This window comes from Bacillus sp. 1A (assembly GCF_052682215.1).
The window spans coordinates 120,431-144,430 of record NZ_JBQYLZ010000001.1 but is presented as its reverse complement, the minus strand read 5'-3'; the positions used below and the strand labels follow the sequence as shown (position 1 = coordinate 144,430).

Below are 24,000 nucleotides of genomic sequence, written 5' to 3'. Positions count from 1 at the left end.
ATACCTATACAGCATATATCTTTTAATAATGATTCTAATTTTTGATCATGTAGTAACATAATAAATCGAGATTCATTCAGTTTTGATGCTTCAGGATTTTCGTAAATCATTTTTAATCAAACTTTATTCCAAACTAATACTTAGTAAGATTCTATCTTATCTTAAAAGTTCTTAATTTTTTTGTAAATACGGGAACAAATTTATTTTATGTATTGTCTATTAAGCGTAATGGCTTTTTTAAAGAAGTAAGATGTCAAGAAAGGGGTGATAAAAATGAAAATGATGTTAAAAGTAGGTCTATGTGTAAGTTTATTAGGAGTAAGTCAATTTGCTAGTGAGGCATTCCCAGCGCAAGCTGCGGAGAAAATTGAGCAAAAGATAATTAAAAATCAAGAAGGTACTATTTCAATCTCTCAGTTAAATTCACATGTATGGGTTCATACAGAAATGGTTTATTTTAATGGAGAAGCAGTACCTTCAAATGGCTTAATTCTAAACACCTCTAAAGGGCTAGTGCTTATTGATTCTTCTTGGGATGACAAGCTTACAAAAGAATTAATAGAGATGATTGAAAAGAAATTTCATAAACCGATAACAGATGCAATTGTAACGCATGCTCATGTAGATCGAATTGGAGGAATTAAATCGCTAAAAGAAAAAGGGATTCAGGTACATAGTACAGCTCTAACGGCTGCACTAGCAAAGAAAAATGGTTATGAAGAACCAATTGCGGATTTAAAGGAAATTACAAATATGAAGTTTGGAAATATAAAAGTAGAAACATTTTATCCAGGAAAAGGGCATACAGAGGATAATATTACAGTGTGGTTACCACAATATAAAATTCTATTTGGCGGGTGTTTAGTAAAATCAACAGATGCGAAAGATTTAGGAAATGTTGCAGATGCATTTGTAGATGTATGGGCAGGGTCAGTTGAAAATGTAATGAATCGATATAGAACTATAAAATCGGTTGTACCAGGACATGGAGAGGTAGGAGATAAAAGTTTGCTTTCTCATACGCTAGATTTATTACCAGCAAAATAGAGAGGAACTTAAAGATTTATAGAAAAGAACCCTTTTCTGAAGTGATCCCTGTCAAGTAGACAGTATTCAAAAAACACAACTAAGCAACCTGAGTTCTATATTTATAGGGACTCAGGTTATTTAGTTTCTTTTGGAACCTTTGGTGATTATAAAAGTGTATATATTTGCGCACAGCAAACTTAACCTCATCAGCTGTGCGAAAAGAGTATAAGTGAAAACACTCTGACTTAAAGTGACTGAAGAAGCTTTCTATACAAGCATTGTCCCAACAGTTTCCCTTTCTGGACATACTAGCCTTCATCTGATATTTTTTGAGTAGTTGATTATATTGACGAGATGTGTACTGGAACCCCTGATCACTATGCAGGAGAATCCCTTTCACGTTTCGTTTTTTTCTTGCCTTTTTAAGTGTGTCTAGTACTAGTTTCAGGTCATTTCTACGGCTAATTTCATAGGCAACAATTTCATTGTTGTATAGGTCTTTAATAGCGGATAAGTACAATCTCTGTCCATTGAAAATCAAATAGGTAATATCTGTTACCCATTTTTCGTTTGGTTTGGAAGCTTGAAAATCCCTGTTCAGATGGTTATCTGAAATCACGTAAGCCTCTTTCTTCCCGTAATAAGGTCGTTTTCTCCTAATAATGGCTTTGATACCTAGTTCACCCATCAACCTTTGTATACGTTTGTGATTAAAATGAAGGTTATAAGTGGCTTTCAGCCAAACTTGTACTCTCCTGTATCCATAAATCCCTTTAAGTTTTTTATGACACTCCAATATCTTCTTTTTTATTTCGGTATCCTCCAATTGTTTTTCAGAAGGCGTCAACTGTCGCTTTATCCATTTGTAGTACCCACCTCTAGTTACTCCAGCGATATCACATAGAATGGTAACTGCATAACCTTTTTCTGATAGCCCTTTGATGGCTTCAAACTTCTTCGTTTTTGGTACAGATTCCACTCCTCCTTTTACATCCCTAAGAGCTTTTTTAACATTTCATTCTCCGCTTCTAATCGTTTCATTTTAGCTTCTGGATCTTCTGGATTGGTTTTTGGTCTACCTATACCTGGACCTTTCGTTTTACCACGTTTTTCTTCTAGTCCTTTGATACCTTCAGCTTCAAAGTGTTTCACCCAACGTCTTACTACCGAGTGATCAATTCCTAATTCTTTAGCAACCGTTTTGTATCCCATTCCTTCTTTCAAGTATAAATCTACTGCTTTTTTCTTAAATTCTATATCATAAGTTACTCTAATTTTGCCCATAGAAAAATCCCCTCCATAGTAAACAGATTAATGTGCTTTCTTTTTACTGTCTACTATAAGGGGATCATATCATTCAAGGGTTCTTTCATTTTTTGAGATACTTATTATTATGTATCCTAGATTTAGGGTATTTTCATTTGAAAGATCTTCAACATATACAAGATAAAAAGGCTTACTATATCTCTCGTATCAAGTCGAATACACGTATTCACCAAAAAACCTCAACCCTGATTACTTTCAAGATGGAAGAATCAAGTCATGGTTGGGGTAATTCTGAACTCTTAAGTTGATGGATGTGTGTCAGGACCCCTTTAAGAAGATAATCCTAAAAAGCTTATTTCTTTTATTTGTGAAAAGCTAATATGTAATTTTTTATCGTACATATTTAACTTAAAATACGAAATAATATAAAGGTGTTCCAAACCCGTGCGGGGTTAATAAGATCGTCAATATTAAGGAGGATAAGTATGTCTACATTTAAATTAGGTGACAAAGTACCCGATTTCACTCTTCCAACAGCTAATGGTGAAGAATTCTCTTTTGTATCTCATCAAAACCAACATAAAAGCTGGCATCTCATTATCTTTTTCAGAGGATCATGGCACGCATGGAGAGCCAGCGTATTTCCTAGTTGATGAAAATGGACAACTTCTATATCAACAAAGACAAACAAGTCCATTTGGGCGCCCATCATCTACTGAACTTCGCAAGATCGTCCAATATATTGGGAAAAATTTAAAGGCAAATCAATAATATTAAAAGAGCAGGCCACTAATGTGTTCAGGGTGTTAAAAAATAACACTGTCAATAGTAAAAAGAATATTGAAAACATATCGCCCTTTATCAGAAAATAGAACTAAAGGGTGATTTTTTATGTATTATTATCAACAAAATTTTGAAATCACAAAACATACGATTCAAAGTCCAACTCCAACTCATCCAGATGCATGACTCCCTGTAAAACATGATCCAAGAGGACGTTTTGCTTATTTTGAACATCGAATTGTTGATGTCTTACATAATTTCATCATCGATACATACGTGACACCAGCGAATATCCCAGGTCATCGTATTTTATTAGAACGGATTAAGATTTTAAAAGAACATTTAGGGTATTATAATGTCTGTTTAGCTGATGATTTATTTCAAAAAGGTTTATTTTCGTATATTTCGTGTCGTCATTATACAAATAAAAAACACTCCAACTGTAAAAAAATACAATTTCAACAAATGAATGAGGATTTATATGAAACAATGATTAGTAAAATCCATCCCATGTTGCAACGCTCCCTTACAATTTGTATATAACAATTGTATCAAAAAAGAGAAAATATCCTCAAAATTTTTAGAGCACTCGGTGTCTCCATAGTTGTACGTGAAGTTTCATTGTAAATCTCTCAGTCAGCGAAAGGCTCATCACATATCATCAAAAGTATTTCAATCTTGTTCATTTTTTTCATACAATAATAAAAAGACTTACTTTTGTACAATTTATTTTTATAATTGAGCAATCGCTTCCCGTGTTGTCCACGTAGCACTACTAAATGCTTGATAATTTGTAAATGCTGCAAAAAAGGTGTTATCACTTATAGCAGCAGTAGCATCATAAACGACCGCTGTTTGGAAACCATTTTCAATCAAATCTCTCATATGAGATTCTACACAGGCATTCGAAAGAACACCAGCAATAATAACCTTCTCTATTTCATGTTGACGTAATTGGTACACTAAATCATTTGTCTGTGGGCCGGCAATTTTGTGTGCGGTTGCAATTACAGTTCGGTTATCTAAAATGTAAGGTCTAAGTGACGGAACCCAATCAGCTCCAGAAGTAGGTGGAGTAGAGGCACCTTGTTTTTGATATACTCCCAGTTTTAGCAATATATCTTGTTCAGCCCCTTTAAATTTCCACCGATAATCATGTGGATAAATATAATGGGGAGATATAAAAAGATGATAGCCTTTATTTAAAGCTGTGCTCATTAGGAGTTCAAGATTTTTTACTGTGTTATACCGTTCAATAATACTTTTTGTCAAATGATATCCTTTTCCTCCTGGAGACAGAAAGTCATTTTGTGGGTCCGTTATAACAATTGCTGTATTAGCAGGATTAGGTTTAAACATTCTATATCATTCCTCCACCCATTATAATGATATAACACGAGTTCTACTATCAGTTTTCAACACATCAACATCGACCATGGTGTTATTTACTATTGACAGTATTATTTTTCAACACTCTGAGCAGGAGACTAATGTGTCTGCTCTCTTGTTTGAATTTATTTACATAATTCGTTTTTATTTTTCTGAAAACATCGACTTATCAACGGTTTAAGCGGTCTTTGATCAATCATTATTTAAAATAACAGAAAGTATAATTTGGCATAAGTCTAAATTTTGGATAATGAAACTTGTTATTTCATATGATTAAAAAAATTTACTTTGCGGTTCATAGCAAGAATCCTGTCATTAATCCAATATAAAATTTGTTTTATATTGGATTTTATATTATTAGATTAGCTACCTCCTGTAAAGTAACCGAATGTGTCGAGATCTATTCGTCGATGGTGGAGCATAGATTCTTTCAGCTTGTTTGTTCGATTTTGTATGAAGCCTCGAATATTATAAAAAAAGTAAACCCTTAAAGTCCTTACCGTTTCTGTATTTAGCACATAATATCTCCAGGATTACCATTATATTATTAATTTTATCAAGTGTTTAAAAACTGTATAAGTGCTTTATTAAAATCATTTGCTTGATCAATCAGTGATCCATGACCACCGTTATTAAGAGGATATAGCTCTGCTCCTCTAATTTGTTTCTGTGTGAGTTGGGCACTTTTGAAAGGAATTAGTTGATCATGAACTCCGTGGAATATCATTGTTGGAACACTTATTTGACTTAAGTCCTTTGTTACATCTTCGTTTGCCGATACTTGCAATATTTTAATAATAGCATATGAAGCTGATTGTAAAGCAAGGGAAACAAACCACTCTAACGTAGCGGAGCCTAAATTCCGATTAAAGAACATTAAAGACAGATCATGCAGAAACTTAGGTAAATTCATATACATTTGATTAATAAGGGCATTCGCTTGTTCTTTAGAAACACCGTAAGGAGAATCCGGATTTTTAACAAAGGAAGGAGAAACAGCATCCACTAATACAAACTTTGAAATATGACGCCCACCATACCGAGACATGTATCGGATGGAGATTGCTCCGCCGACAGAAAAACCAAGTAAGGTAGCATCTTCTATTTGAAGAGCATCTAACACAATAGCGATATCATCTGCTAAACGATCGTAGGAATAACCATTCCAAGGTTTATCGGATTGCCCATTTCCTCGTAGATCCATACTGATACAGCGGAAAACCATACTGTGGTAATACGTTAAATTGATATTGAAACATTTGCTGATTTAACGGCCAACCGTGAACGAAAAAAATAGGTTTACTACCAGCACCAGGATTAATGTCTTGCACAAAAACGTGCACATCTTTTTCGACTCTTATAAACATTATCTAGCCTCCCATTAACTAACAAAAACTTGTCTTTACTCTATATATGAGATTAAGATGGGAATATGTATTTTATACCTTGAAAAGATGAAGAACCTGGTTAAAAATTTTTGCACACCTTTGAGCCTCACATTAGAGATAGGGGTAATGACAAGGTTACTGTCATAGACCGCAAAGTAGAAACTAGAGATTTATCACCTCTATGTTTCTTAAAATTCCCTCTAATTGATTGCTCGATAAAGAGAACCTTGCGATATACTGGTTCCTTCTACAATTTAACCAGTTCTTTATTTGTTAAGCAGCTGGTTATTCTATTTACCCTCATATTATCTAACTATGGGTTTACATATGAATTAAGCCGGTGAGTCTGTTGAAGAAATATCAAAATCATTTTTAAACAAAGAGCATCAAACTACGGAGTTGTCCATTTTCGTTATAAAATATGAGAAAGTCAGGATATATGCCAAACGAGCATATAAACCTGGCTTTTTCTTTTTGTTATATTACGAAAATGTAAGGTGAATGTAAGGTTAACCAATGGAAGATCATACCGAAACGATGCAAAATGAAAACAGGAAACAAAATCTAGGAGGATATATATGAGCAAACCAGTAGTAAACGTAAAAAACGTCCAAAAAATATACGGTAAAAAAGACGAGAATCAATCACATGCCTTAAAAGGCGTATCGTTCTCGATTCAAGAGGGTGAATTTGTCGGAATCATGGGGCCATCTGGTTCTGGGAAAACAACTTTATTAAATGTAATTTCAACATTAGATAAAACAACGGGTGGCATTGTTGAAATTGCAGGTACGGATATTACAAAAATGAAGCAAGGAGAACTTTCTGATTTCCGTTCTCAAAAGTTAGGGTTCATTTTCCAAGATTTCAACTTGCTCGAAAACTTATCGATTTATGAAAACATCGCATTGCCACTTTCACTTCAAGGTGTTCCATCACGTAAAATTGGACCAAAAGTAGAAAGAGTAGCTGAAATGTTAGGAATTTCAACGATACTTCAAAAGTATCCATCTGAAGTATCTGGTGGACAAAAACAGCGTTCCGCAGCAGCACGTGCACTTGTACATGAGCCAGCTATTATTTTAGGAGATGAGCCAACAGGGGCGCTTGATTCTAAAAACGCAACGAGTCTTCTAGACGCAATGACAAACTTAAATGAAGAACAAGGTGTTTCTATTATGATGGTTACACACGATCCATATAGTGCAAGTTACTGTCAGCGTATTTTATTTATTCAAGACGGAGAGTTATACAAAGAAATTCATCGTAAAGATACGCGTGAAGCGTTCTATAAAGAAATTTTAGATGTGCTTGCAGACCTAGGCACACAAAAAGCATAAGAAAGGGGGTTCAGGTATGTTACTTAAGTTATCCATGTCAGGAGTGAAAAGCAAACTAAATGACTACGTTGTCTTATTAGTCGGTCTTGTTATATCAATTTCAATTTTTTATATGTTCCAAACATTAGCGATGAATGAAGCCTTTATTAAGGCGAATTCAATGATTAATTCCATTGAATACGTCTTTCTAATTGGTTCGTTTTTATTAGCGATCATCACCTTCTTTTATATTTTATATGCGAATTCATTTTTACTATCACTAAGGCAAAAAGAGTTCGGTATGTATATGATGTTAGGAGCAAAAAAACACAAAATTACACTACTGATGTTTATGGAAACGTTAGTACTTGGAATAACTTCACTTATTATTGGTATTGGATTAGGTATAGGTCTTTCTAAAGGGATTGGTCAACTCCTGATGAAGGAATTAGAGTTTGCTTCTAATGGATACCATGCATTCTACGTTCCATCTATGCGTGTCACAGCAGTATTTTTCTTAATTCTGTTTTTCTTGGCTGCAATTATGAATACTGCAAAATTATCCCATATTACAATATTACAACTTGTTCATTCTGATACAAAAATAGACAAGCCTTCTACAAAAGGGGTAAAAACATTTTTTGCAGGAGGAATTGGCGTTATTTCATTAGCTATTGGATATGTGGTATTAATAAACATAGAAGATTTAGGGTTAGGTGGACTGCCTATAGCTGCAGTACCAACGACATTAGGAACATACCTTATTTTTATGTTCATATTACCGCCTGTCATTAAATTGTGGAAACGAAATAAGCACTTGAATGAAAAAGGACTGAATTCCTTTACGTTCGCTCAGCTAGGCTTTCGTATGAATGACTTAACAAAAGTACTAGCAACTGTAGCAATGTTAATTGCATTTGCTGTTGGAGCAATTACGGGGGGGATGGCCTTTAAAAATAACGTAGGACTTACTGTTGATACGACTAATATATATGATGTAGCAATTCATAATCCAGCAGCGGCTGAGAAAAAAATATTAGGCGATATCAAATTTAAAGAAAAAAATGAATATCGTTACAAAGTAGATCGGAAGTTTGTTTATTATTTAAAAGAGGATCTAGAGAAAAATCGACCTCTCATACGATCTGGATTCGAGAAAAAAGATTCTACTCAAGTTAAACGTATTACAAGTGATCTTCCAGTCGGGGCGATTGTAGAAAGGGATACCCAAAAGGTAGATAATGGACCGGTTCTCTCGGAAGAATGGATTAGTGTATTTAATGAGTTACAACCGCGTTACTTATATCAACAACAGCATATTAAAATTGTAGATCAAAAAATGTACAATCAAATCCAAAGTAAAGAGCAATATGTTGTCATTGGCAAAACGAATGATTTTGAAACATATAAAAAAGAATGGAAAGAACTTGACCAGTTACAATTAACAAAGTGTAAATATTTTACAAAAGAACAGCTAGAAAGTAAATATAGTTTTTATGAAACTATGTACGGCTTTACCAGTGGAACAGTATTTATGGGCTTCTTCTTAGGAATTGCTTTCTTAGCAATGATGGCGAGTTGCTTAATGTTCAAAATACTTTCTGGTGCAACAAAAGATATGAAACGATATCAAATGCTACGTAAAATAGGGGTTCGTCGTGAACTATTAACAAAGTCCATTTATAAGGAGCTATTGTTAGTATTTTTATTCCCGGCCATTGTCGGTATTGCACATGTATTTATCGGAATGAACATGTTCTCATTCATTATGGTTGATCCGTATTTCCGTATTTGGGTTCCAATTGTTATTTTCGTAATCATTTATGCGATTTACTACTTCATTACAGTTCATTTGTATAAAGGAATTGTTCTTCCGAAAGAAGAATAAGAAAAATGATACCTGTCCCTGTAGTAGCGGAAAGAAATATAAATTTTGTTACATGAATGATGAAATCCAATTAGATATATAAAAAGAGATACCCCCATTTTTTTCAGTTTGGGGGTATCTCTTTTTCGTTAACTAGATGGGATTCAAAAAACTGATATGATCCCCTTATAGTAGACAGTAAAAAGAAAGCACATTAATCTGTTTACTATGGAGGGGATTTTTCTATGGGCAAAATTAGAGTAACTTATGATATAGAATTTAAGAAAAAAGCAGTAGATTTATACTTGAAAGAAGGAATGGGATACAAAACGGTTGCTAAAGAATTAGGAATTGATCACTCGGTAGTAAGACGTTGGGTGAAACACTTTGAAGCTGAAGGTATCAAAGGACTAGAAGAAAAACGTGGTAAAACGAAAGGTCCAGGTATAGGTAGACCAAAAACCAATCCAGAAGATCCAGAAGCTAAAATGAAACGATTAGAAGCGGAGAATGAAATGTTAAAAAAGCTCTTAGGGATGTAAAAGGAGGAGTGGAATCTGTACCAAAAACGAAGAAGTTTGAAGCCATCAAAGGGCTATCAGAAAAAGGTTATGCAGTTACCATTCTATGTGATATCGCTGGAGTAACTAGAGGTGGGTACTACAAATGGATAAAGCGACAGTTGACGCCTTCTGAAAAACAATTGGAGGATACCGAAATAAAAAAGAAGATATTGGAGTGTCATAAAAAACTTAAAGGGATTTATGGATACAGGAGAGTACAAGTTTGGCTGAAAGCCACTTATAACCTTCATTTTAATCACAAACGTATACAAAGGTTGATGGGTGAACTAGGTATCAAAGCCATTATTAGGAGAAAACGACCTTATTACGGGAAGAAAGAGGCTTACGTGATTTCAGATAACCATCTGAACAGGGATTTTCAAGCTTCCAAACCAAACGAAAAATGGGTAACAGATATTACCTATTTGATTTTCAATGGACAGAGATTGTACTTATCCGCTATTAAAGACCTATACAACAATGAAATTGTTGCCTATGAAATTAGCCGTAGAAATGACCTGAAACTAGTACTAGACACACTTAAAAAGGCAAGAAAAAAACGAAACGTGAAAGGGATTCTCCTGCATAGTGATCAGGGGTTCCAGTACACATCTCGTCAATATAATCAACTACTCAAAAAATATCAGATGAAGGCTAGTATGTCCAGAAAGGGAAACTGTTGGGACAATGCTTGTATAGAAAGCTTCTTCAGTCACTTTAAGTCAGAGTGTTTTCACTTATACTCTTTTCGCACAGCTGATGAGGTTAAGTTTGCTGTGCGAAAATATATACACTTTTATAATCACCAAAGGTTCCAAAAGAAACTAAATAACCTGAGTCCCTATAAATATAGAACTCAGGTTGCTTAGTTGTGTTTTTTGAATACTGTCTACTTGACAGGGGTCACTTCATATACGAGTGTCTTTCAGATATTCTGCTTGTGGAAGCAGCAATTCTAATACCAATCAGCAATAATTGGGCATAGATATATATCCTCTTACTATTGATTAAAGGCGCAAACTCAACAAGAAAATGTAGTGATTAATCAAAGAATCTTGGATGCTTCTTGATTCATCTTAGTATAACATTAGTATATAATTTTTATATACAAAAATAAAATTATATGAATATGCTTTCCTCAAATATTATTAGGATATTTTTCTATATTTAGAACTATGTTAGTAAATTGGTGAAAAAAAGCTATTAAGTAAACATAATAACTTTTTTTATAGTTATATATCGAAATTCAAATAATCGTAATAGGTGAATTGATTGTAAAATATATACATTTATAGTTGGTTATATTACTATTATTATAAATATTGGAAATAGAGGGTGATACATGTAAATGCTTTAAGTGAAAATCGGAACTTCAAATAGTAAGTTTATAGTTTTGGGAGGAGAAGAAAAAATTAAATTCTGGGGGTTAATTCACTATGTTAAAGAAAATGATGTTTATGTTAATGGCTCTTACTCTAGTTTTTGTACCAACTCTCGCTTCAGCTGCAACTATAGAGGATGGAAAGAAATACAACGCAACACAGGAGGAATTAGAAGCTCAAGTTAAAGAATTAGAATATATTTTTTCGGTACTTATGGTAAAGGATGATAAAACAGGTAAATACGTTCTTAATAAAGAAGAATTAGCGAAATCTTCATATAACAATGAAGAAAAAGCAGCTATTATAGCTGGTGTTTATGTAATGAATGATGAAGAAATTCCATCTAATATGTACTCTAGTAACGTTTGGGAAAGATGTTGGCAGGATGCATTAGGTATTAGTAAATCATATTTTAATCAAATAAAATCGTATCTTAAGAAAGAGGATTACTGGGGAGCATTAGGAATGCTTTCGTTGCTTGGGCTACCATATAAGCCTGCGTTGTTATTTGCTTTTGCAGTAACTTGCGGGCCAGCTCCAGCTTATATTGCACCTAACCCTCATGAATAATAAGCCTGATATCTTATAAGTAAATGAACTAAAATTAGAATCTCTTTTGTGAATCTATTGATGCAAAAGAGATTCTTTTATCTTTTTAAACAAGTATTTCTGTTAAATATGAAAATATTAAGTATATTCTGTTGAAAAAAAGTAGATTTGAAGTAAGTTAAACTTTCATATGATATGCTTATTCTATACTAACTAATTTTCAGGTGAGGAGTTGATCGGTTATTACTAGTATAGAGAATATATTTAATGTTTCTGTATTCTTAATGCTTTTATCTACTTTTTGTTTTTATCTGTATTTACGAAAAATAAAAAGAGAAAGAAAGCTCACTGGTTTCGAATTTACAATGTATATCATAACACAAGTTAGTTACATTCTTTGGGGAATCTATATTATTTATATAAACTTTGGATGATATTTTTTGTTTTATGAAAAAAAGGCTATTAAAAAAGGGTTTGAGATAAATATCAAACCCTTTTGACTATATATAATTATTTCACTGCTTCTTTTAATTCTTTTCCAGCTTTAAAAGCAGGTGCCTTTGAAGCGGCGATTTGCATTTCTTCACCTGTTTGTGGGTTACGTCCTGTACGTGCAGATCTTTCACGTACTTCAAATGTACCAAAACCAAGAATCTGTACTTTTTCTCCATTTGCTAGCGCATTTGTTATTGTATCTAAAACAACTTGTGTTGCTGCAGCTGCATCCTTTTGTGTAAGTTCTGCTTTTTCTGCTATTACTTTTGTTAATTCTGTCTTATTCATTTTTTGCACCTCTTCATATGTAATTAGGTGACTATTATAACGTGTGTATACTTATGATGCAATTAAAAATGTGCATAGAAAAAGCCCTAGCAAGAGCTAGGGGACAATTTTTGTGTGGTAGTAAGAAAGAAAATCATGTTCATCGTACAGTCTATATTGTAACATCACTATTAAATGATGAAAAGTACTTATTCTAGATGTTCTACTTGTTTCCACATATTCTAAAATGAAAAATATCCCTCTAATTCATTTCATCTTAGAAGGATATTTCCAATCTTTTTCTTTTCGAGTATTTAGAGCAGGTTTAGATGAATTTGTAGAAAGTGTTTGCTTTTCTATTTTATCTAATCTTTCATCTAATTTTTCAATAGCTTCTTTTGTTTCCTTCAGCTCTAATTTAATTTCTGTCAGCAAACGGAGTATTGCATCTCCTTTTGTCATTTTCAACAGTAATCGCTCCCTTACTTATATTAAAAGTGTTACTGTATATAGTTGAAATTTCAATTAAAATGGAAGTAGCTACACCTAGTCATATTAAATATCCTTTTACTTATTCATAGATATATAATAGCATTGCTATGGAATTTCTAGCAATTTAATTGAACAACAATAAACCTCATGGAGTTTATTATTGCGCGACTTTTATTATGATTATACAATCTTTATATAAGGTTATTTATTTTTATGGATTATGACTAAAAAATGAGTGCAAACACTAGCAATATCAAAGGAATAGTCCCATTGGTTTCTCTATTATTTCTAATCAGTGACATATTATCCTTAAAGAGGGAAAACGAGGTAAAAGACGATAAAGGAATTTAGATATATAATTGTGGTATGAAATGCAGAAAGTAGCTAGAAATATTAAAAATAAAAGGTGGTATAAACATGAAATCAACAGGTGTTACAAGAAAAGTAGATGAATTAGGGCGAATTGTTCTTCCGAAAGAGTTAAGAACAACGTTAGGAATTGCAGAAAAAGATCCTATAGAAATATTTGTAGAAGATGAGAAGATTATTTTACAAAAATATAAATCTTATGATGCTTGTGCAATAACTGGTGATATTTCAGAAAAAAATATATCATTAGCAAATGGTAAAATTGTTCTTAGTCCAGAAGGGGCTGAACTTTTAATTAAGGAAATCCAGCAGCAATTAGTTAAATAAGAATATTCTTCTTAGTACATTACAAAGAAAAAGACATCTATATAGATGTCTTTTTCTTTGACTTAAACCAACATAATTTTAAAAACACTACTTTTACAATGGCAAATATATTAACAATACTTCATATCACATTCATTTTAGCACAAAAATATTACATGTTCCATATATACAAATATAATTCAAAGAAAATACATAATTCCTTTTTAACAATTCACTGTACTTAGATGATATTGTAGAGTGTATCATACATAGTTAATAAAAATGGTATGATGGGAATAAAGAACTATCGGAGATAGTGTTGCTGCTATTCAATCTCCCTGTAGAAAGTAGACAGCATGCTTAGAAATATGAGTGTAATATGAACCATAATTTTGTCAAAACATTACGGCAAGGTTATGGTTCTTTTTTACAGAAAACTTTTTCCTGTGAGTTGAAAGGAATTATTATAATCAAACTATTTTTTAATAGAATGATACCTAATTTGAAATTAATTTTAGTGATTGACACAATAATCCCTAGAATGCTACGGTTTTAATGGTAAAGTAATAAGAGGTTTAATGTATAGAGATATTACGTATATGATGCTAAAAAACGCCTGAATACTATTAGAGACAGGGGATCTATATTTGTATACCCCTTAAAATTAGATATACAGATAATTCGATTAATTAAACCGTACATATAGAGAGGAAGAAAGTAAGATGTTTAAAAAAGTTACATCGGTTGTAGCTTCTATTATAGGAGCCAGCCTGCTACTAACAGCTTGTAGTGGTGGAGAGAAAGAGACTAAAAATACAGCAAAGGCAACTGACAAGAATGAAACAAAACAATCCATTAATTTACCGTATATAGCGGAGATCCCAACAATGGATGTAACAAAGGCAACTGATAGTGAATCAATGAATGTAATGCGTAATGTGTTTGAAGGTCTGTATACACTAGGAGAAAATAATAAATTAATTCCTGGAGTGGCACAATCTTATGAGGTAAGTGAGGATAAAAAAACGTACACGTTTCATTTGAGAGAATCGAAATGGTCAAACGGAACGCCTGTAACAGCTGCAGACTTCGTGTTTTCTTGGAAACGTGCTGTGAATCCTAATACAGCGGCAGAATATGCGTTTCTATTCTTTGATATAAAGAATGCAAAAAGAATTAATAGTAAAGAGCTACCTATAGATCAGCTAGGGGTAAAAGCAATAGATGATAAAACATTAGAGGTGCAATTAGAGCAGCCTATCCCTTATTTTATCGATTTGACAACATTCGCAACGTTTTTACCTATTAACGAGAAGTATACTGAATCACAAGGAAAGCAGTATGGCTTAGAAGCAAATCAATTGGTTTATAACGGAGCGTTTACATTGGATAATTGGAAGCATGAGCAAGGTTTTCAGTTGAAAAAGAATTCGAATTATTGGGATGCTAAAACAGTGAAATTAGACGAAATTAACTTTGATATCGTAAAAGATAAATCAACAGAAATAAATCTGTATGAATCAGGTCAAATTGACCGTGTAGGACTAACAGGTGAGTTTGTAGACAAATATAGAAATAGTCCTGATTTCAAAGAGCGACCTGAAGTAACTATGCAGTTTTTACGTATGAATCAAAAAAATGAAGTGTTAAAAAATAAACATGTACGTTTGGCAATTAGTCAGGCAATGAATAAGAAAGCCTTTGTAGATACAGTGTTAAACAATGGCTCTCTTCCTGCGGATGGTCTTATACCAGCTAATTTTGCTAAAGGTTCGGACGGAAAAGACTTCCGAAAAGAAAATGGAAATTTAGTAAAAGATGATGTAAATGCAGCGAAAGAGAATTGGAAAAAAGCAAGGCAAGAACTTAAGAAAGAACAGATAACACTAGAATTGCTAACAAGTGATAATGCAATAGCCAAGAAAAATGCGGAGTATTTAAAAGGTGAACTAGAAAAAAATTTAGAGGGGCTAACAGTCCATGTTAAACCGCAACCACGCAAACAGCAAATTCAGTTGCTACTGAATAGTGATTATGATTTAGGTGTTGATGTATGGGGTCCCGATATTCCTGATCCAATCACATTTTTAGATTTATTCACGACAGAAAGTAGCTATAACTTTGATAAGTATTCAAATCAGGCATATGATGAATTAATTCATCAAGTGAAAACAGATTTAGCTGGTGATGAAACTGCTCGTTGGGAGGCAATGAAACGAGCAGAAAAAATATTATTAGAAGATGGAGCAGTCGCACCATTTTATCAACCAGGCAGATCATACTTACAGCGTTCTTCCATTAAAGGAATTGTAACGAATGATTTTGGTGGGGAATTCAACTATAAGTTTGCTGAAATTAAAAAATAGGTAACAAAAGGAGTCGAGTATCTTCGACTCCTTTTAGTTTGCTGTTTAATATACTTATGCATTATTACATATACAGTTATTCTGTTATAGCGACTACAAATATCATAATTTTTGATATGCTTATATTAAAATACCACATACTAACATTAGTTTAAAATAATATAATAAGAGATATTGGGGAATTCTTTTTTAGATTAGAAGGAGAAATAATATGAATGAAAAACTTAAGAGGGAAGATACCATTTTGGAACAAACGTTAAATAAATTCTTAGGTAGAATTATTGATGAGATTGATTTCCAAAGAAAAAATCAAGATGAAATCGCTAAAATAATTGGTATTTCTCCTGGAACTCTTTCTAAGAATTTAACTGGGAAAAACCAATTTGGATTTTGGAATTTAATCAAATTACTTAATATATTATATCCGAGTGATATTCATAAACAAAGAAACATGTTACACACCTTCTGTTCTGTCACAACAAGCAAAAAGAACTTGAGGATTGCCATGGAATATGCAAATATAAAAGGTGATTTGGCGCTGCTTAAACTAATAGTTGACCAAGAAAAAAGTTCATCTCTAGCAATGAATCGAGAATGGGCTTATGTATATGAATTAGTGTGGCAGCGTAGCAGTGGTGTCATTACAAAACAAGAATTATTAGATACTCTTGAAAATCGTAAGGGTAAAAAGGTAATCAAAACAAACGAGATGAAGATTTTATATGGAATATTAACCTGTTATACGATGTGTGATTTAGAGACGTATAATTCCTTATCTGAGTATGCTGAAGTGTTATTACCAAAAGTTGAAAAAGTATCTGATAGTTTTATAAAAGCTGCTTATTTCGGCAGAATTAAAGAATGTTTGTCTTTTGCATATTTGGTTCAGGATAAACTTGAAAACTTACGAAGTACATGTCATGAGATTTTAGAGTTAGAAGATCCTGAGAGATGTTTTAATCTTTTAAGGGCATCTGCATTTGTATATTTAGCGGAATCTTATACTTTTGAATGCTATGATAGTGCATCTAAGTATATAAATAAAGCTTTAGAACAGCTTGGATCATGCAATTTTGAAAGAGAATTACAAAGAAAAGAATTAATTTTAAATACGTTTGTATTTATTAAGTTGGTTAATAAGCAAGAATTGAAAAATATAGAGATATATCATCCAGCAGAAAAAGCGTTTTTCGAAATTATTAAAGGAAATTACAAAAATGCGGTTGAAATCCTAAATGATTTAGAAAAGAAGAATGACATTCTAACACCAATGCAATATTGCTATTTAGGAATAGCGAAGAATGATATTTCTTTAATCGAAAAAGCAATTGAGTTATTTGAGTGTGCTGGTAATAGGTTCTACAGTAAATTCCCTAAAAAATTATTGGTAGAATTTAATGAAAATGGTATAATGTATGAGGGTGGTGCTATATGAAAAAAATATTATTTGTATTAACAAGTATCGTTTTGGCAGCTGGAATTATTTACACCGCTGCTGGTAGTAAAGAGCAACCAAACAATTTAGTAAAAAAAGATTCAGAACAATTATTAGCTAGAATGGGAGATCCTGGTGGCGGAATCGGGTAACCTTTAAATAATTAGAATGCGATTGTCTCATAGGAGGCAATCGCATTCGTTGTTTTTAGGGATATTTCCTTAATATCAAATTCGAAATACAGGAAAAGTTTGTGAATCATTCACAAACTGATAGCTAATACTAAATCAAAATTTTAACTATATTGTTAGTAAAGTTGCAAAAACCCTTGTGTTATCAAATCTACTGATAACACAAGGGTTTCCAAAGATTATTCCGCGAGGGCGGGGCATTGAAAATGTGTAGCCCCTTTTACAGGCTAATACTACACAAGTGCATTTAACTCACGTATAATATAAAATTTGCTGAAAAATAATTTTACATTCATTTGGAAAAATGCTTTTTTATGAAATAGGTGTAATCAATAAGAACCTCTAACACTTCATGCTGTTTTTGTGGAGGTAGATCAGATATTGCTACTTTAATTAATTCTAATTTACTTTCAAGTGGTGCATTTCGCCCAAAGAGTTCATCTATGGAGACGTTATGTATTTCAGCAAGATTCATGATGGAATCTGCATCAGGATCAGCTTTCCCATATTCCCAATTTGCATAAGTAGTGCGTGCAATGTTTAGGCGATGTGATATATCGGATTGGGTATATCCTTGTTTTTTTCTCAATTCAGCAAGTCGTTTGCTTAGATGGGACATATCATTACCTTTTCCTTTCTGATTTATAAAGTTAGTGTAAAACAGAAAAGGTAAATTGTGTCCTAATGACTAATAATAAGTCAAAATATAAATTATTTTGTAATATTTAGTTAAAATGTTATGATGGTAGAGAAATATTTAGAGTTCTATGAGCAAAAAAATAGGAAGAAATCGAAACATTAAATCGAGTTTCTTCCTATTATATACACTTACTAAAATAATGAATTTCCTATATCTATTGTGGCCAAGTTTTGACGTCTTGTACGCTCTCTTAAATAACGTTCTGTAGTCATGATAGATTCATGTCCTAAATAGTCCCTTATTTTTTTAAGTTCAACACCCTTTTCCATTAAGTAATTAGCCATGAAATGCCTACACGTGTGAGGAGTAATTCTATCCTGTCGGTAACGCAGAAAAGCTAAATTTGTTTCTTCTATTTTTTTTGCTACAAGAGAAGATAGATAGTCCGCTCGATAATTTGATCCATCAGCTTTAGGGAGAAAAGCGGAGGTACTCGATGCATCTAGTTCTGTTGTTTGTTTACGTAAACTTCGAACATGGCATAAAGCATCCAATGTATCTTCAAAGATGCGAACTTCCCTACTTTTATTCCCTTTACCAACAACACGAAGTAGATAGGCACTTAAAGACGAATGAAAGACCAAATCTGCCCATTTTGCAGTTGCGATTTCTTCGATTCGTAGTCCTGTTGTAGTTAACAGGAAAAATGCAGTGTAAACAAAATAGTTGGATTTTTTCAGTTCATCTAATATCTGGGTAACTTCTTCTGGATAAAGGTCACGATTGACTAGCTCTTCTTTTTTTACGGATACTTTTTTAAGGCGACTACTAAAGTTGTCTGAGAGTCCGTTGTTATCATACACATATTTTAAAAACTGCTGAACTACTGTTTTCTTTTTACGTAATGTAGTGGCAGCATATTTTTTGCTTAATTCATAGAAATAGATTTCCATCTCATTATGGGATAACTCTTGAATGGTGCCAATTGTTTCTTTTATGTAACGAAGAAAATGAGAAAGATCGTGCAGATACTGTTGTTTGGTTCGCTCACTTCTTTTTTTCGTTAAAGAAGGCTCATCGTGTAAAAATAAATAAACCAATGATTCTTCACTTAATTGGGAGTAGTCAATATTACGGATACCCAAACCCATAATCTTTTCAAAATGACTGCTATCAAAAAAGTCTGATTTTGATTTTATAATTTGGTTATTATGTTCGTAATTTATAATATGCAAATATAAACACAACCTTTAATAGAATGAAATAGTAAACAAAAATTTTTTATAAAAATTTTTATGATTCTAATTATACCACAATAAATAGATTATTTATTGTGGTATAAATTAAAATATAAAAACTAAACATTTTATAATAGATACAATAATTTATTCTAGAATATATAATCAAAATAACATACTTTTTTATTTTATTTGAGTTTTTCTTTTTTGTTCATAAGATAAAGGAGGAGCACTTGTGAAAGATGAACGATTAGCCGTTATCAATGAAATTTCTTATCTAGAAGTAAAGCATTGTATCGAATGTCCTTTAAATACTTCAAAAGAAGATGCATCTAAAAAAAGCCGAAAGAAAAAAACAAGAAATAATAAATTATGTGAGGGTTGTTCGGTGTATAAAGAAATAAGAGAGAGAGGAGAACAATTGAATAAATTATCAAAACAAGGTACATTTAATACAATAAAACAAAAATATATGGACAATCCAAGTGCTTATCTGCAGTACAAAGAATATCCGATTAAGGTTATTATAGCGGAATTAGGAATAACCAAGTATGAACTCAGAAAGCGGATGAAACAAACGATGCTGCAGACTAAAATGGAATAATTCATGATATATGAGGTGGAACCTTGAATTACATATCTTTTGAAGAGCTTTGCAAAATGGCAAAGTTAAGTAAGGGACAATTGAGCTATTTAATTAAATATAAGCAAATTGAGCCCGTTAATTTAAATAGTTGGAAAGCAGATGGCGGATATAGATTCCATGAAGAAGACGCGAAAAGAATATCTGACATTTATAAAGATCTATATACGTTAAAAGAGGCAGCTACATATTTACAAAAATCAAAAACGTATGTATCAAACATCGCCAAAGAGGGGGCCTTACCATTTAAAGAAGTATTGAAAGGTAAACGAAGAGAAAAGCTCTATCATATAGATGATTTGAAAGAATTTAAAAGAAGTATGGATGATGTGAATAAGGAAAGCCAAAGGATGTATGATCATATCCCATTGTATACTAGCAATCTTCTTTTGTTTGACTCCGTGACATTAGATGGACAACCTGTAAGAGTAATAGATGTAACCAAACGGAATGGAATTAATCTGCAGAATGAACATATGACGATTCCGGAAGAAGTTTCATCAAATCATTTTTCACAAACATGTATTCAGATTACCAGAATTACCAAACCTGGGGATGTTACTTTCTTGTTCCCGGTATATACTGCTTATGATGTCATGTTGTATATTATATCTCATTTAGGTGTTTCAAACGTTCTTGTTTCTAAGAAAAATGAAGGATACTTAATGAAGTGTAAATTAGGAAATATTCCGTATGATGCTCATATATTTAGAGTGCTAAATACTTGTTTAATAAGTGGCTACTTGCAGCAAGAGAAAGATAGAATATATTTTACAAACAATAAAGAACATGTCAGTTTATACTTGGATCGTAGCATAATTGAAAATGCTAAGCAAAAAGCTACAGAAAAAGGATATAAAGGATATAAAAAAGTCTTAGAAGAAATTCTAGCTGACGAATTAAGCAACTAGCATATATTTTATAGGAATTTTTAAAAGAAATCGGCCAAAAATAGCCGATTTCTTTTAAATCAACTTAGAAGCGCTAAACAAGGAAGAATCGACCAATGGATATAATATCATTAAGCGAATGAATAAAATGCGATACAAACGAATCTGAGAGGTTTCTTTTCGCGTAGTTTATGCAAATTTTAATATTACTTATAAAAATATAACTATTTTCATAAGTAAATAGTTATTTGTAACTTCATACTTTTAATCTGAATGTATACCAAACTATAAGTATACATATTTAAATTATAGTAAACTAAATGTCTGTTATATTACTATACTATGACATGAGAAAGACTTAGAAAATGGAAGAACTAATCATTTAAGAGAGTCGAAGTATGCTAAAATGGAAGTATAACTGTATATCGTGTGAAGGTGGGCTTGTTATTATCCCTTCTTTCCATTTGGAAGGAAAGGGGGTGATATAAACATGGAATTTTTGTTTGAACTTATAAAAGAAGTTGCAAGAGCAGTTGTGCGTGAGCTTTCTGCATATGTATTAAGAAAGCAACTGCAAAAAAAGGACAGCAAAAAACCCTCGCTTCACCGACCAAAGTACAAGCGTGGGTCTAGAAAAAGATAATGCATAATAACAACCACCTTGACAGTAGCAGTTATGAGACGGGATGTACCAGCATCTCGTCCTTTTTAATTTATGCAATTCAGTTAAGTACTATACTTAATATATATTGGATATGCATTCAATATATATCTAATCTACAATAAACATACCATATTTTTATTTTTTGGTCAATAAACAAGCTGATCATGATTCCATTTAAAGGATATGTGGAGCGAATAACCTAAAGGAGACTTGTCTCTTTATTTTAGTATACTATAAATAGAAAGAAAATTCAAAACTAAAATTCGATTTGGAGCATGTTATGCTAAATTGAAGAGAGTGGTGCAATTGTTAGAAGCAGAAGCAAGCCACCTTTCGACTATCTCGAAGAAATCCCACCAACTAAAGTTACATTGATACGAAAAAATGACTAGGAGGTTTTTTATATGGCACTGCATGACAAAGATCAAGTAGATTTAATTTCTCTAGATAATGAAAATGAAGACATAGTATATTTAACTATTTTTGATGCATTGGATTGGGAAGAAGAACATGAGCATGCATTACTTTTACAAGAAAAGATAAATAGATATCTAGCATTTATTGAAAGTGGAGAAATATATGAAATAACACCTAAAACAATTGGAAAGAATAAATTTGTAATCCAAGTGTATGCGCTACATGAACGCAATGAATACGGTAAAGAGTTTTATATCCTAGTTCAGGATCATTTACATGAAGCAGGATACGGATTGCAATTTAATTATCGACCAATGGAATCAATAAATAGCATCAAGTAATAATCTGATTTTTCACACCTCTTATATTTTAATGTGGTATAATAGAACTAGTAACTGAAGGCGTGTGGTGGGAGGTTGCATCCTTTCTTTCTCTGATTTCAAGAGGGAAAGGAGGTGTAACCGATATGGATTTTTTACAACAATTATTGCAGGATGCTACGAAGTTATTCGTAACAGTATTCATAACAACTTTTGCAACTGCTTATGCAAATAAGCTTGTAAAAGGCAGTAATAAACGTAAAAGAACCACCTCCACGTCAGCCAAACGTAATAAAGGTGGTTCAAAAAGAAAATAAACTTTTTGCAACCTACCACCTAGCGGCGGCAGTTACATATCGGACGGGATGTTTCCAGCATCTCGTCTTTTATTATTATGCACTAATTTAAGTAGTTAAAACCATTGGTGTGAGATAGTTCATCTCTACACACTCATTATACAACTTATGTTATCAGAAAACAACTTTTGTCAGAATATTTATCTCGTTTACATTTAATGGATGAACCTAGTATTCTCCGCCTATCAAATTTTGATACCGAATTAAAAAGAATTTAATCATATCTTTTTCTTATTAATAAATATAAGAGAGTAATAGTTAACTAAAAAATTTATCCTTAACGAAAACCGGAAATCCAATAATTCCCAAATAATCATAATATTCCACTTATCTACAAAATATTCTAAATTAGATTAGTAGATTGTATTATTTAATAGAACCTATTATTACTTTAAAAGGAGATGGAGAAATTATGAAAAATGTATTAAGAAAACTAGGAGTATCTTCACTTGCTCTTACTTTAGGAGTTGTTTCATTTGGTGTACTATCACCTAATGCGAATGCAGCAGAAGTTAATAATGTAAAAGAAGTGAAAGTACAACAACCAGCTCTTACGAAAGATCAGATCATTGAGAGATTTGAAGAAATCAACCTAAAGTATCCTTATAATGTAGAGTTCTCAAAAGAGGATGCAGATTTTGTAAGAACATATGCAAAATCTTCGGTTTTTGGTGAGTCAAAAGAAGCTGCTCTTGCTAGAGATTCTCAATACTTTAATAAAAGTGGTGGAGGTTCAGGGATATCAGCAAATATGAATGGTTATGTGTGGGATCAAATTAATAATGTTAATCACACATATGGGGGATATTTCTTAACACGAGTAAACGAAGGACAAGCCAAAAAAATTGTAAATTCTGTTACACTTACTGCATACGGTGCTATTGGAAAAAATGGTATTGGTAAAGTTTTTAGTAATACAATAAGTGATTCTGTTAACAATACTAATTACCTTTATTCCGATATAAGTGAAGGTTACACTGCTGTAGCTGTTGTTTATACTAGTAAACATGCAAAAGCAACTGTAACTGGACAATATGGAACATTTACGATTGCTACTTACTAAAACTAAACAATGAAGGCAGGTGAAAAGCTTGTTTTCTAATTTCAGTTTCACAGGTGCAATAATTACAATTGTTATCATTGCAATTGTAGTGCTATTAATAAGATTTATTTTCTCTTAATTCTCTAAATTAAGCTAATAATTCACACATACTCACTAATTTAAAGTAAAAAAATACTATATTTTTATAATATTATATATTGTTCGATAATTATTCGTGCTGTTATAATGAATTTGGCAATTGAATTTACTAAATAAGGATATTCAATTATAATAAGTACAAATAAGAACATAAGTTCGATTTTCGAAAGAGGAA

At 32.3% G+C, this 24,000-nt stretch carries 24 protein-coding genes and 3 pseudogenes; 19 read left to right on the top strand and 8 right to left on the bottom strand.

Annotation, left to right across the window (positions count from 1 at the left end; genetic code table 11):
• The first annotated feature begins 273 nt into the window (after nt 1-273).
• Nucleotides 274-1,047, top strand: coding sequence for a subclass B1 metallo-beta-lactamase (bla, locus tag ACUN0F_RS00790; protein ID WP_445539000.1), 774 nt, complete (start codon nt 274-276; stop codon nt 1,045-1,047).
• A gap of 79 nt (nt 1,048-1,126) precedes the next feature.
• Here the strand turns inward: bla and ACUN0F_RS00785 are convergent, their stop codons facing one another.
• The gene (locus ACUN0F_RS00785; RefSeq protein ID WP_137010939.1) at nt 1,127-2,008 is read right to left on the bottom strand and encodes an IS3 family transposase; all 882 of its coding nucleotides are present in this window, start codon (nt 2,006-2,008) and stop codon (nt 1,127-1,129) included.
• An 8-nt stretch (nt 2,009-2,016) separates the two neighbouring features.
• On the bottom strand, nt 2,017-2,313 hold the full coding sequence (locus tag ACUN0F_RS00780; protein ID WP_000516528.1) for a transposase: 297 nt from the start codon (nt 2,311-2,313) through the stop codon (nt 2,017-2,019).
• A 107-nt stretch (nt 2,314-2,420) separates the two neighbouring features.
• On the opposite strand from ACUN0F_RS00780, the pseudogene ACUN0F_RS00775 reads away from it, so the two are divergent.
• Nucleotides 2,421-2,569, top strand: a pseudogene (locus tag ACUN0F_RS00775) (transposase); the annotation flags it as partial.
• Between the two features lie 211 nt (nt 2,570-2,780).
• A pseudogene (locus ACUN0F_RS00770) lies at nt 2,781-3,066 on the top strand (hypothetical protein).
• A gap of 744 nt (nt 3,067-3,810) precedes the next feature.
• Here ACUN0F_RS00770 and ACUN0F_RS00765 read toward each other — a convergent pair.
• The gene (locus tag ACUN0F_RS00765) at nt 3,811-4,437 is read right to left on the bottom strand and encodes a cysteine hydrolase (protein ID WP_445538999.1); all 627 of its coding nucleotides are present in this window, start codon (nt 4,435-4,437) and stop codon (nt 3,811-3,813) included.
• A gap of 586 nt (nt 4,438-5,023) precedes the next feature.
• Nucleotides 5,024-5,834: pseudogene (locus ACUN0F_RS00760) on the bottom strand (alpha/beta fold hydrolase).
• Between the two features lie 599 nt (nt 5,835-6,433).
• Between ACUN0F_RS00760 and ACUN0F_RS00755 the strand changes: the two are divergent.
• From ACUN0F_RS00755 to ACUN0F_RS00730, 6 genes are all read left to right on the top strand, one after another.
• Nucleotides 6,434-7,195, top strand: a complete 762-nt coding sequence (locus ACUN0F_RS00755; protein ID WP_445538998.1) for an ABC transporter ATP-binding protein — start codon at nt 6,434-6,436, stop codon at nt 7,193-7,195.
• 16 nt (nt 7,196-7,211) lie between these two features.
• Nucleotides 7,212-9,062, top strand: a complete 1,851-nt coding sequence (locus ACUN0F_RS00750) for an ABC transporter permease (protein WP_445538997.1) — start codon at nt 7,212-7,214, stop codon at nt 9,060-9,062.
• Complete coding sequence (locus ACUN0F_RS00745) at nt 8,998-9,144, top strand: SEC-C metal-binding domain-containing protein (protein ID WP_137057734.1); 147 nt, start codon at nt 8,998-9,000, stop codon at nt 9,142-9,144. Before ACUN0F_RS00750 ends, ACUN0F_RS00745 begins: the two co-directional genes overlap by 65 nt.
• Before the next feature lie 142 nt (nt 9,145-9,286).
• Entirely contained in the window at nt 9,287-9,583 is a 297-nt protein-coding gene (locus ACUN0F_RS00740; protein WP_000516528.1) for a transposase, read from the top strand.
• An 8-nt stretch (nt 9,584-9,591) separates the two neighbouring features.
• Nucleotides 9,592-10,473, top strand: coding sequence for an IS3 family transposase (locus ACUN0F_RS00735; protein ID WP_137010939.1), 882 nt, complete (start codon nt 9,592-9,594; stop codon nt 10,471-10,473).
• Nucleotides 10,474-11,040: 567 nt separating this feature from the next.
• Nucleotides 11,041-11,556 carry a hypothetical protein gene (locus ACUN0F_RS00730; protein ID WP_000914524.1) on the top strand — a complete coding sequence of 172 codons (516 nt, stop codon included), beginning with the start codon at nt 11,041-11,043 and terminating at the stop codon, nt 11,554-11,556.
• Nucleotides 11,557-12,045: 489 nt separating this feature from the next.
• Here ACUN0F_RS00730 and ACUN0F_RS00725 read toward each other — a convergent pair whose 3' ends face one another.
• Entirely contained in the window at nt 12,046-12,318 is a 273-nt protein-coding gene (locus ACUN0F_RS00725; RefSeq protein WP_445538996.1) for an HU family DNA-binding protein, read from the bottom strand.
• Between the two features lie 246 nt (nt 12,319-12,564).
• Nucleotides 12,565-12,759 (bottom strand): hypothetical protein, encoded by a 195-nt coding sequence (locus tag ACUN0F_RS00720; protein WP_031303430.1) that lies wholly within the window; start codon nt 12,757-12,759, stop codon nt 12,565-12,567.
• 447 nt (nt 12,760-13,206) lie between these two features.
• Between ACUN0F_RS00720 and ACUN0F_RS00715 the strand changes: the two genes are divergently transcribed.
• From ACUN0F_RS00715 to ACUN0F_RS00700, 4 genes are all read left to right on the top strand, one after another.
• Nucleotides 13,207-13,485 (top strand): AbrB/MazE/SpoVT family DNA-binding domain-containing protein, encoded by a 279-nt coding sequence (locus ACUN0F_RS00715; protein WP_098381608.1) that lies wholly within the window; start codon nt 13,207-13,209, stop codon nt 13,483-13,485.
• Between the two features lie 701 nt (nt 13,486-14,186).
• Nucleotides 14,187-15,830, top strand: coding sequence for a peptide ABC transporter substrate-binding protein (locus tag ACUN0F_RS00710; protein WP_131933817.1), 1,644 nt, complete (start codon nt 14,187-14,189; stop codon nt 15,828-15,830).
• 211 nt (nt 15,831-16,041) lie between these two features.
• Nucleotides 16,042-17,265, top strand: a complete 1,224-nt coding sequence (locus ACUN0F_RS00705) for an AimR family lysis-lysogeny pheromone receptor (RefSeq protein ID WP_445538995.1) — start codon at nt 16,042-16,044, stop codon at nt 17,263-17,265.
• On the top strand, nt 17,262-17,417 hold the full coding sequence (locus ACUN0F_RS00700) for a hypothetical protein (RefSeq protein WP_000721836.1): 156 nt from the start codon (nt 17,262-17,264) through the stop codon (nt 17,415-17,417). The genes ACUN0F_RS00705 and ACUN0F_RS00700 overlap by 4 nt, the downstream gene beginning before the upstream one ends.
• Nucleotides 17,418-17,748: 331 nt before the next feature.
• Here the strand turns inward: ACUN0F_RS00700 and ACUN0F_RS00695 are convergent, their stop codons facing one another.
• Together ACUN0F_RS00695 and ACUN0F_RS00690 are read right to left on the bottom strand one after the other, a co-directional pair.
• Complete coding sequence (locus ACUN0F_RS00695; protein WP_131933819.1) at nt 17,749-18,075, bottom strand: helix-turn-helix domain-containing protein; 327 nt, start codon at nt 18,073-18,075, stop codon at nt 17,749-17,751.
• 212 nt (nt 18,076-18,287) lie between these two features.
• Complete coding sequence (locus ACUN0F_RS00690; RefSeq protein ID WP_131933820.1) at nt 18,288-19,331, bottom strand: tyrosine-type recombinase/integrase; 1,044 nt, start codon at nt 19,329-19,331, stop codon at nt 18,288-18,290.
• A gap of 238 nt (nt 19,332-19,569) precedes the next feature.
• Here ACUN0F_RS00690 and ACUN0F_RS00685 point away from each other — a divergent pair, with 238 nt between their 5' ends.
• The 6 genes from ACUN0F_RS00685 to ACUN0F_RS00660 all read left to right on the top strand — a co-directional run bounded on the left by ACUN0F_RS00685 (nt 19,570) and on the right by ACUN0F_RS00660 (nt 23,687).
• Complete coding sequence (locus ACUN0F_RS00685) at nt 19,570-19,938, top strand: transposase (RefSeq protein WP_445538994.1); 369 nt, start codon at nt 19,570-19,572, stop codon at nt 19,936-19,938.
• Between the two features lie 56 nt (nt 19,939-19,994).
• On the top strand, nt 19,995-20,888 hold the full coding sequence (locus ACUN0F_RS00680) for a helix-turn-helix domain-containing protein (RefSeq protein ID WP_445538993.1): 894 nt from the start codon (nt 19,995-19,997) through the stop codon (nt 20,886-20,888).
• A 469-nt stretch (nt 20,889-21,357) separates the two neighbouring features.
• Entirely contained in the window at nt 21,358-21,510 is a 153-nt protein-coding gene (locus ACUN0F_RS00675; protein WP_445538992.1) for a hypothetical protein, read from the top strand.
• A 425-nt stretch (nt 21,511-21,935) separates the two neighbouring features.
• Nucleotides 21,936-22,289 (top strand): DUF6572 domain-containing protein, encoded by a 354-nt coding sequence (locus tag ACUN0F_RS00670; protein ID WP_445538991.1) that lies wholly within the window; start codon nt 21,936-21,938, stop codon nt 22,287-22,289.
• Nucleotides 22,290-22,414: 125 nt separating this feature from the next.
• Nucleotides 22,415-22,585 carry a hypothetical protein gene (locus ACUN0F_RS00665; protein ID WP_016084748.1) on the top strand — a complete coding sequence of 57 codons (171 nt, stop codon included), beginning with the start codon at nt 22,415-22,417 and terminating at the stop codon, nt 22,583-22,585.
• Between the two features lie 451 nt (nt 22,586-23,036).
• Complete coding sequence (locus tag ACUN0F_RS00660) at nt 23,037-23,687, top strand: hypothetical protein (protein ID WP_445538990.1); 651 nt, start codon at nt 23,037-23,039, stop codon at nt 23,685-23,687.
• The last annotated feature ends 313 nt before the right edge of the window (nt 23,688-24,000 follow it).

What these genes read in the sequence shown, in the direction of transcription:
- ACUN0F_RS00675 (WP_445538992.1), top strand. Translation starts at nt 21,358, where the DNA reads ATGGAATTTTTGTTTGAACTTATAAAAGAAGTTGCAAGAGCAGTTGTG.
- ACUN0F_RS00705 (WP_445538995.1), top strand. Translation starts at nt 16,042, where the DNA reads ATGAATGAAAAACTTAAGAGGGAAGATACCATTTTGGAACAAACGTTA.
- ACUN0F_RS00720 (WP_031303430.1), bottom strand. Translation starts at nt 12,759, where the DNA reads ATGACAAAAGGAGATGCAATACTCCGTTTGCTGACAGAAATTAAATTA.
- ACUN0F_RS00725 (WP_445538996.1), bottom strand. Translation starts at nt 12,318, where the DNA reads ATGAATAAGACAGAATTAACAAAAGTAATAGCAGAAAAAGCAGAACTT.
- bla (WP_445539000.1), top strand. Translation starts at nt 274, where the DNA reads ATGAAAATGATGTTAAAAGTAGGTCTATGTGTAAGTTTATTAGGAGTA.
- ACUN0F_RS00680 (WP_445538993.1), top strand. Translation starts at nt 19,995, where the DNA reads ATGGCAAAGTTAAGTAAGGGACAATTGAGCTATTTAATTAAATATAAG.
- ACUN0F_RS00660 (WP_445538990.1), top strand. Translation starts at nt 23,037, where the DNA reads ATGAAAAATGTATTAAGAAAACTAGGAGTATCTTCACTTGCTCTTACT.
- ACUN0F_RS00730 (WP_000914524.1), top strand. Translation starts at nt 11,041, where the DNA reads ATGTTAAAGAAAATGATGTTTATGTTAATGGCTCTTACTCTAGTTTTT.
- ACUN0F_RS00765 (WP_445538999.1), bottom strand. Translation starts at nt 4,437, where the DNA reads ATGTTTAAACCTAATCCTGCTAATACAGCAATTGTTATAACGGACCCA.
- ACUN0F_RS00710 (WP_131933817.1), top strand. Translation starts at nt 14,187, where the DNA reads ATGTTTAAAAAAGTTACATCGGTTGTAGCTTCTATTATAGGAGCCAGC.
- ACUN0F_RS00780 (WP_000516528.1), bottom strand. Translation starts at nt 2,313, where the DNA reads ATGGGCAAAATTAGAGTAACTTATGATATAGAATTTAAGAAAAAAGCA.
- ACUN0F_RS00715 (WP_098381608.1), top strand. Translation starts at nt 13,207, where the DNA reads ATGAAATCAACAGGTGTTACAAGAAAAGTAGATGAATTAGGGCGAATT.
- ACUN0F_RS00745 (WP_137057734.1), top strand. Translation starts at nt 8,998, where the DNA reads ATGCGATTTACTACTTCATTACAGTTCATTTGTATAAAGGAATTGTTC.
- ACUN0F_RS00695 (WP_131933819.1), bottom strand. Translation starts at nt 18,075, where the DNA reads ATGTCCCATCTAAGCAAACGACTTGCTGAATTGAGAAAAAAACAAGGA.
- ACUN0F_RS00670 (WP_445538991.1), top strand. Translation starts at nt 21,936, where the DNA reads ATGGCACTGCATGACAAAGATCAAGTAGATTTAATTTCTCTAGATAAT.
- ACUN0F_RS00700 (WP_000721836.1), top strand. Translation starts at nt 17,262, where the DNA reads ATGAAAAAAATATTATTTGTATTAACAAGTATCGTTTTGGCAGCTGGA.
- ACUN0F_RS00755 (WP_445538998.1), top strand. Translation starts at nt 6,434, where the DNA reads ATGAGCAAACCAGTAGTAAACGTAAAAAACGTCCAAAAAATATACGGT.
- ACUN0F_RS00665 (WP_016084748.1), top strand. Translation starts at nt 22,415, where the DNA reads ATGGATTTTTTACAACAATTATTGCAGGATGCTACGAAGTTATTCGTA.
- ACUN0F_RS00740 (WP_000516528.1), top strand. Translation starts at nt 9,287, where the DNA reads ATGGGCAAAATTAGAGTAACTTATGATATAGAATTTAAGAAAAAAGCA.
- ACUN0F_RS00750 (WP_445538997.1), top strand. Translation starts at nt 7,212, where the DNA reads ATGTTACTTAAGTTATCCATGTCAGGAGTGAAAAGCAAACTAAATGAC.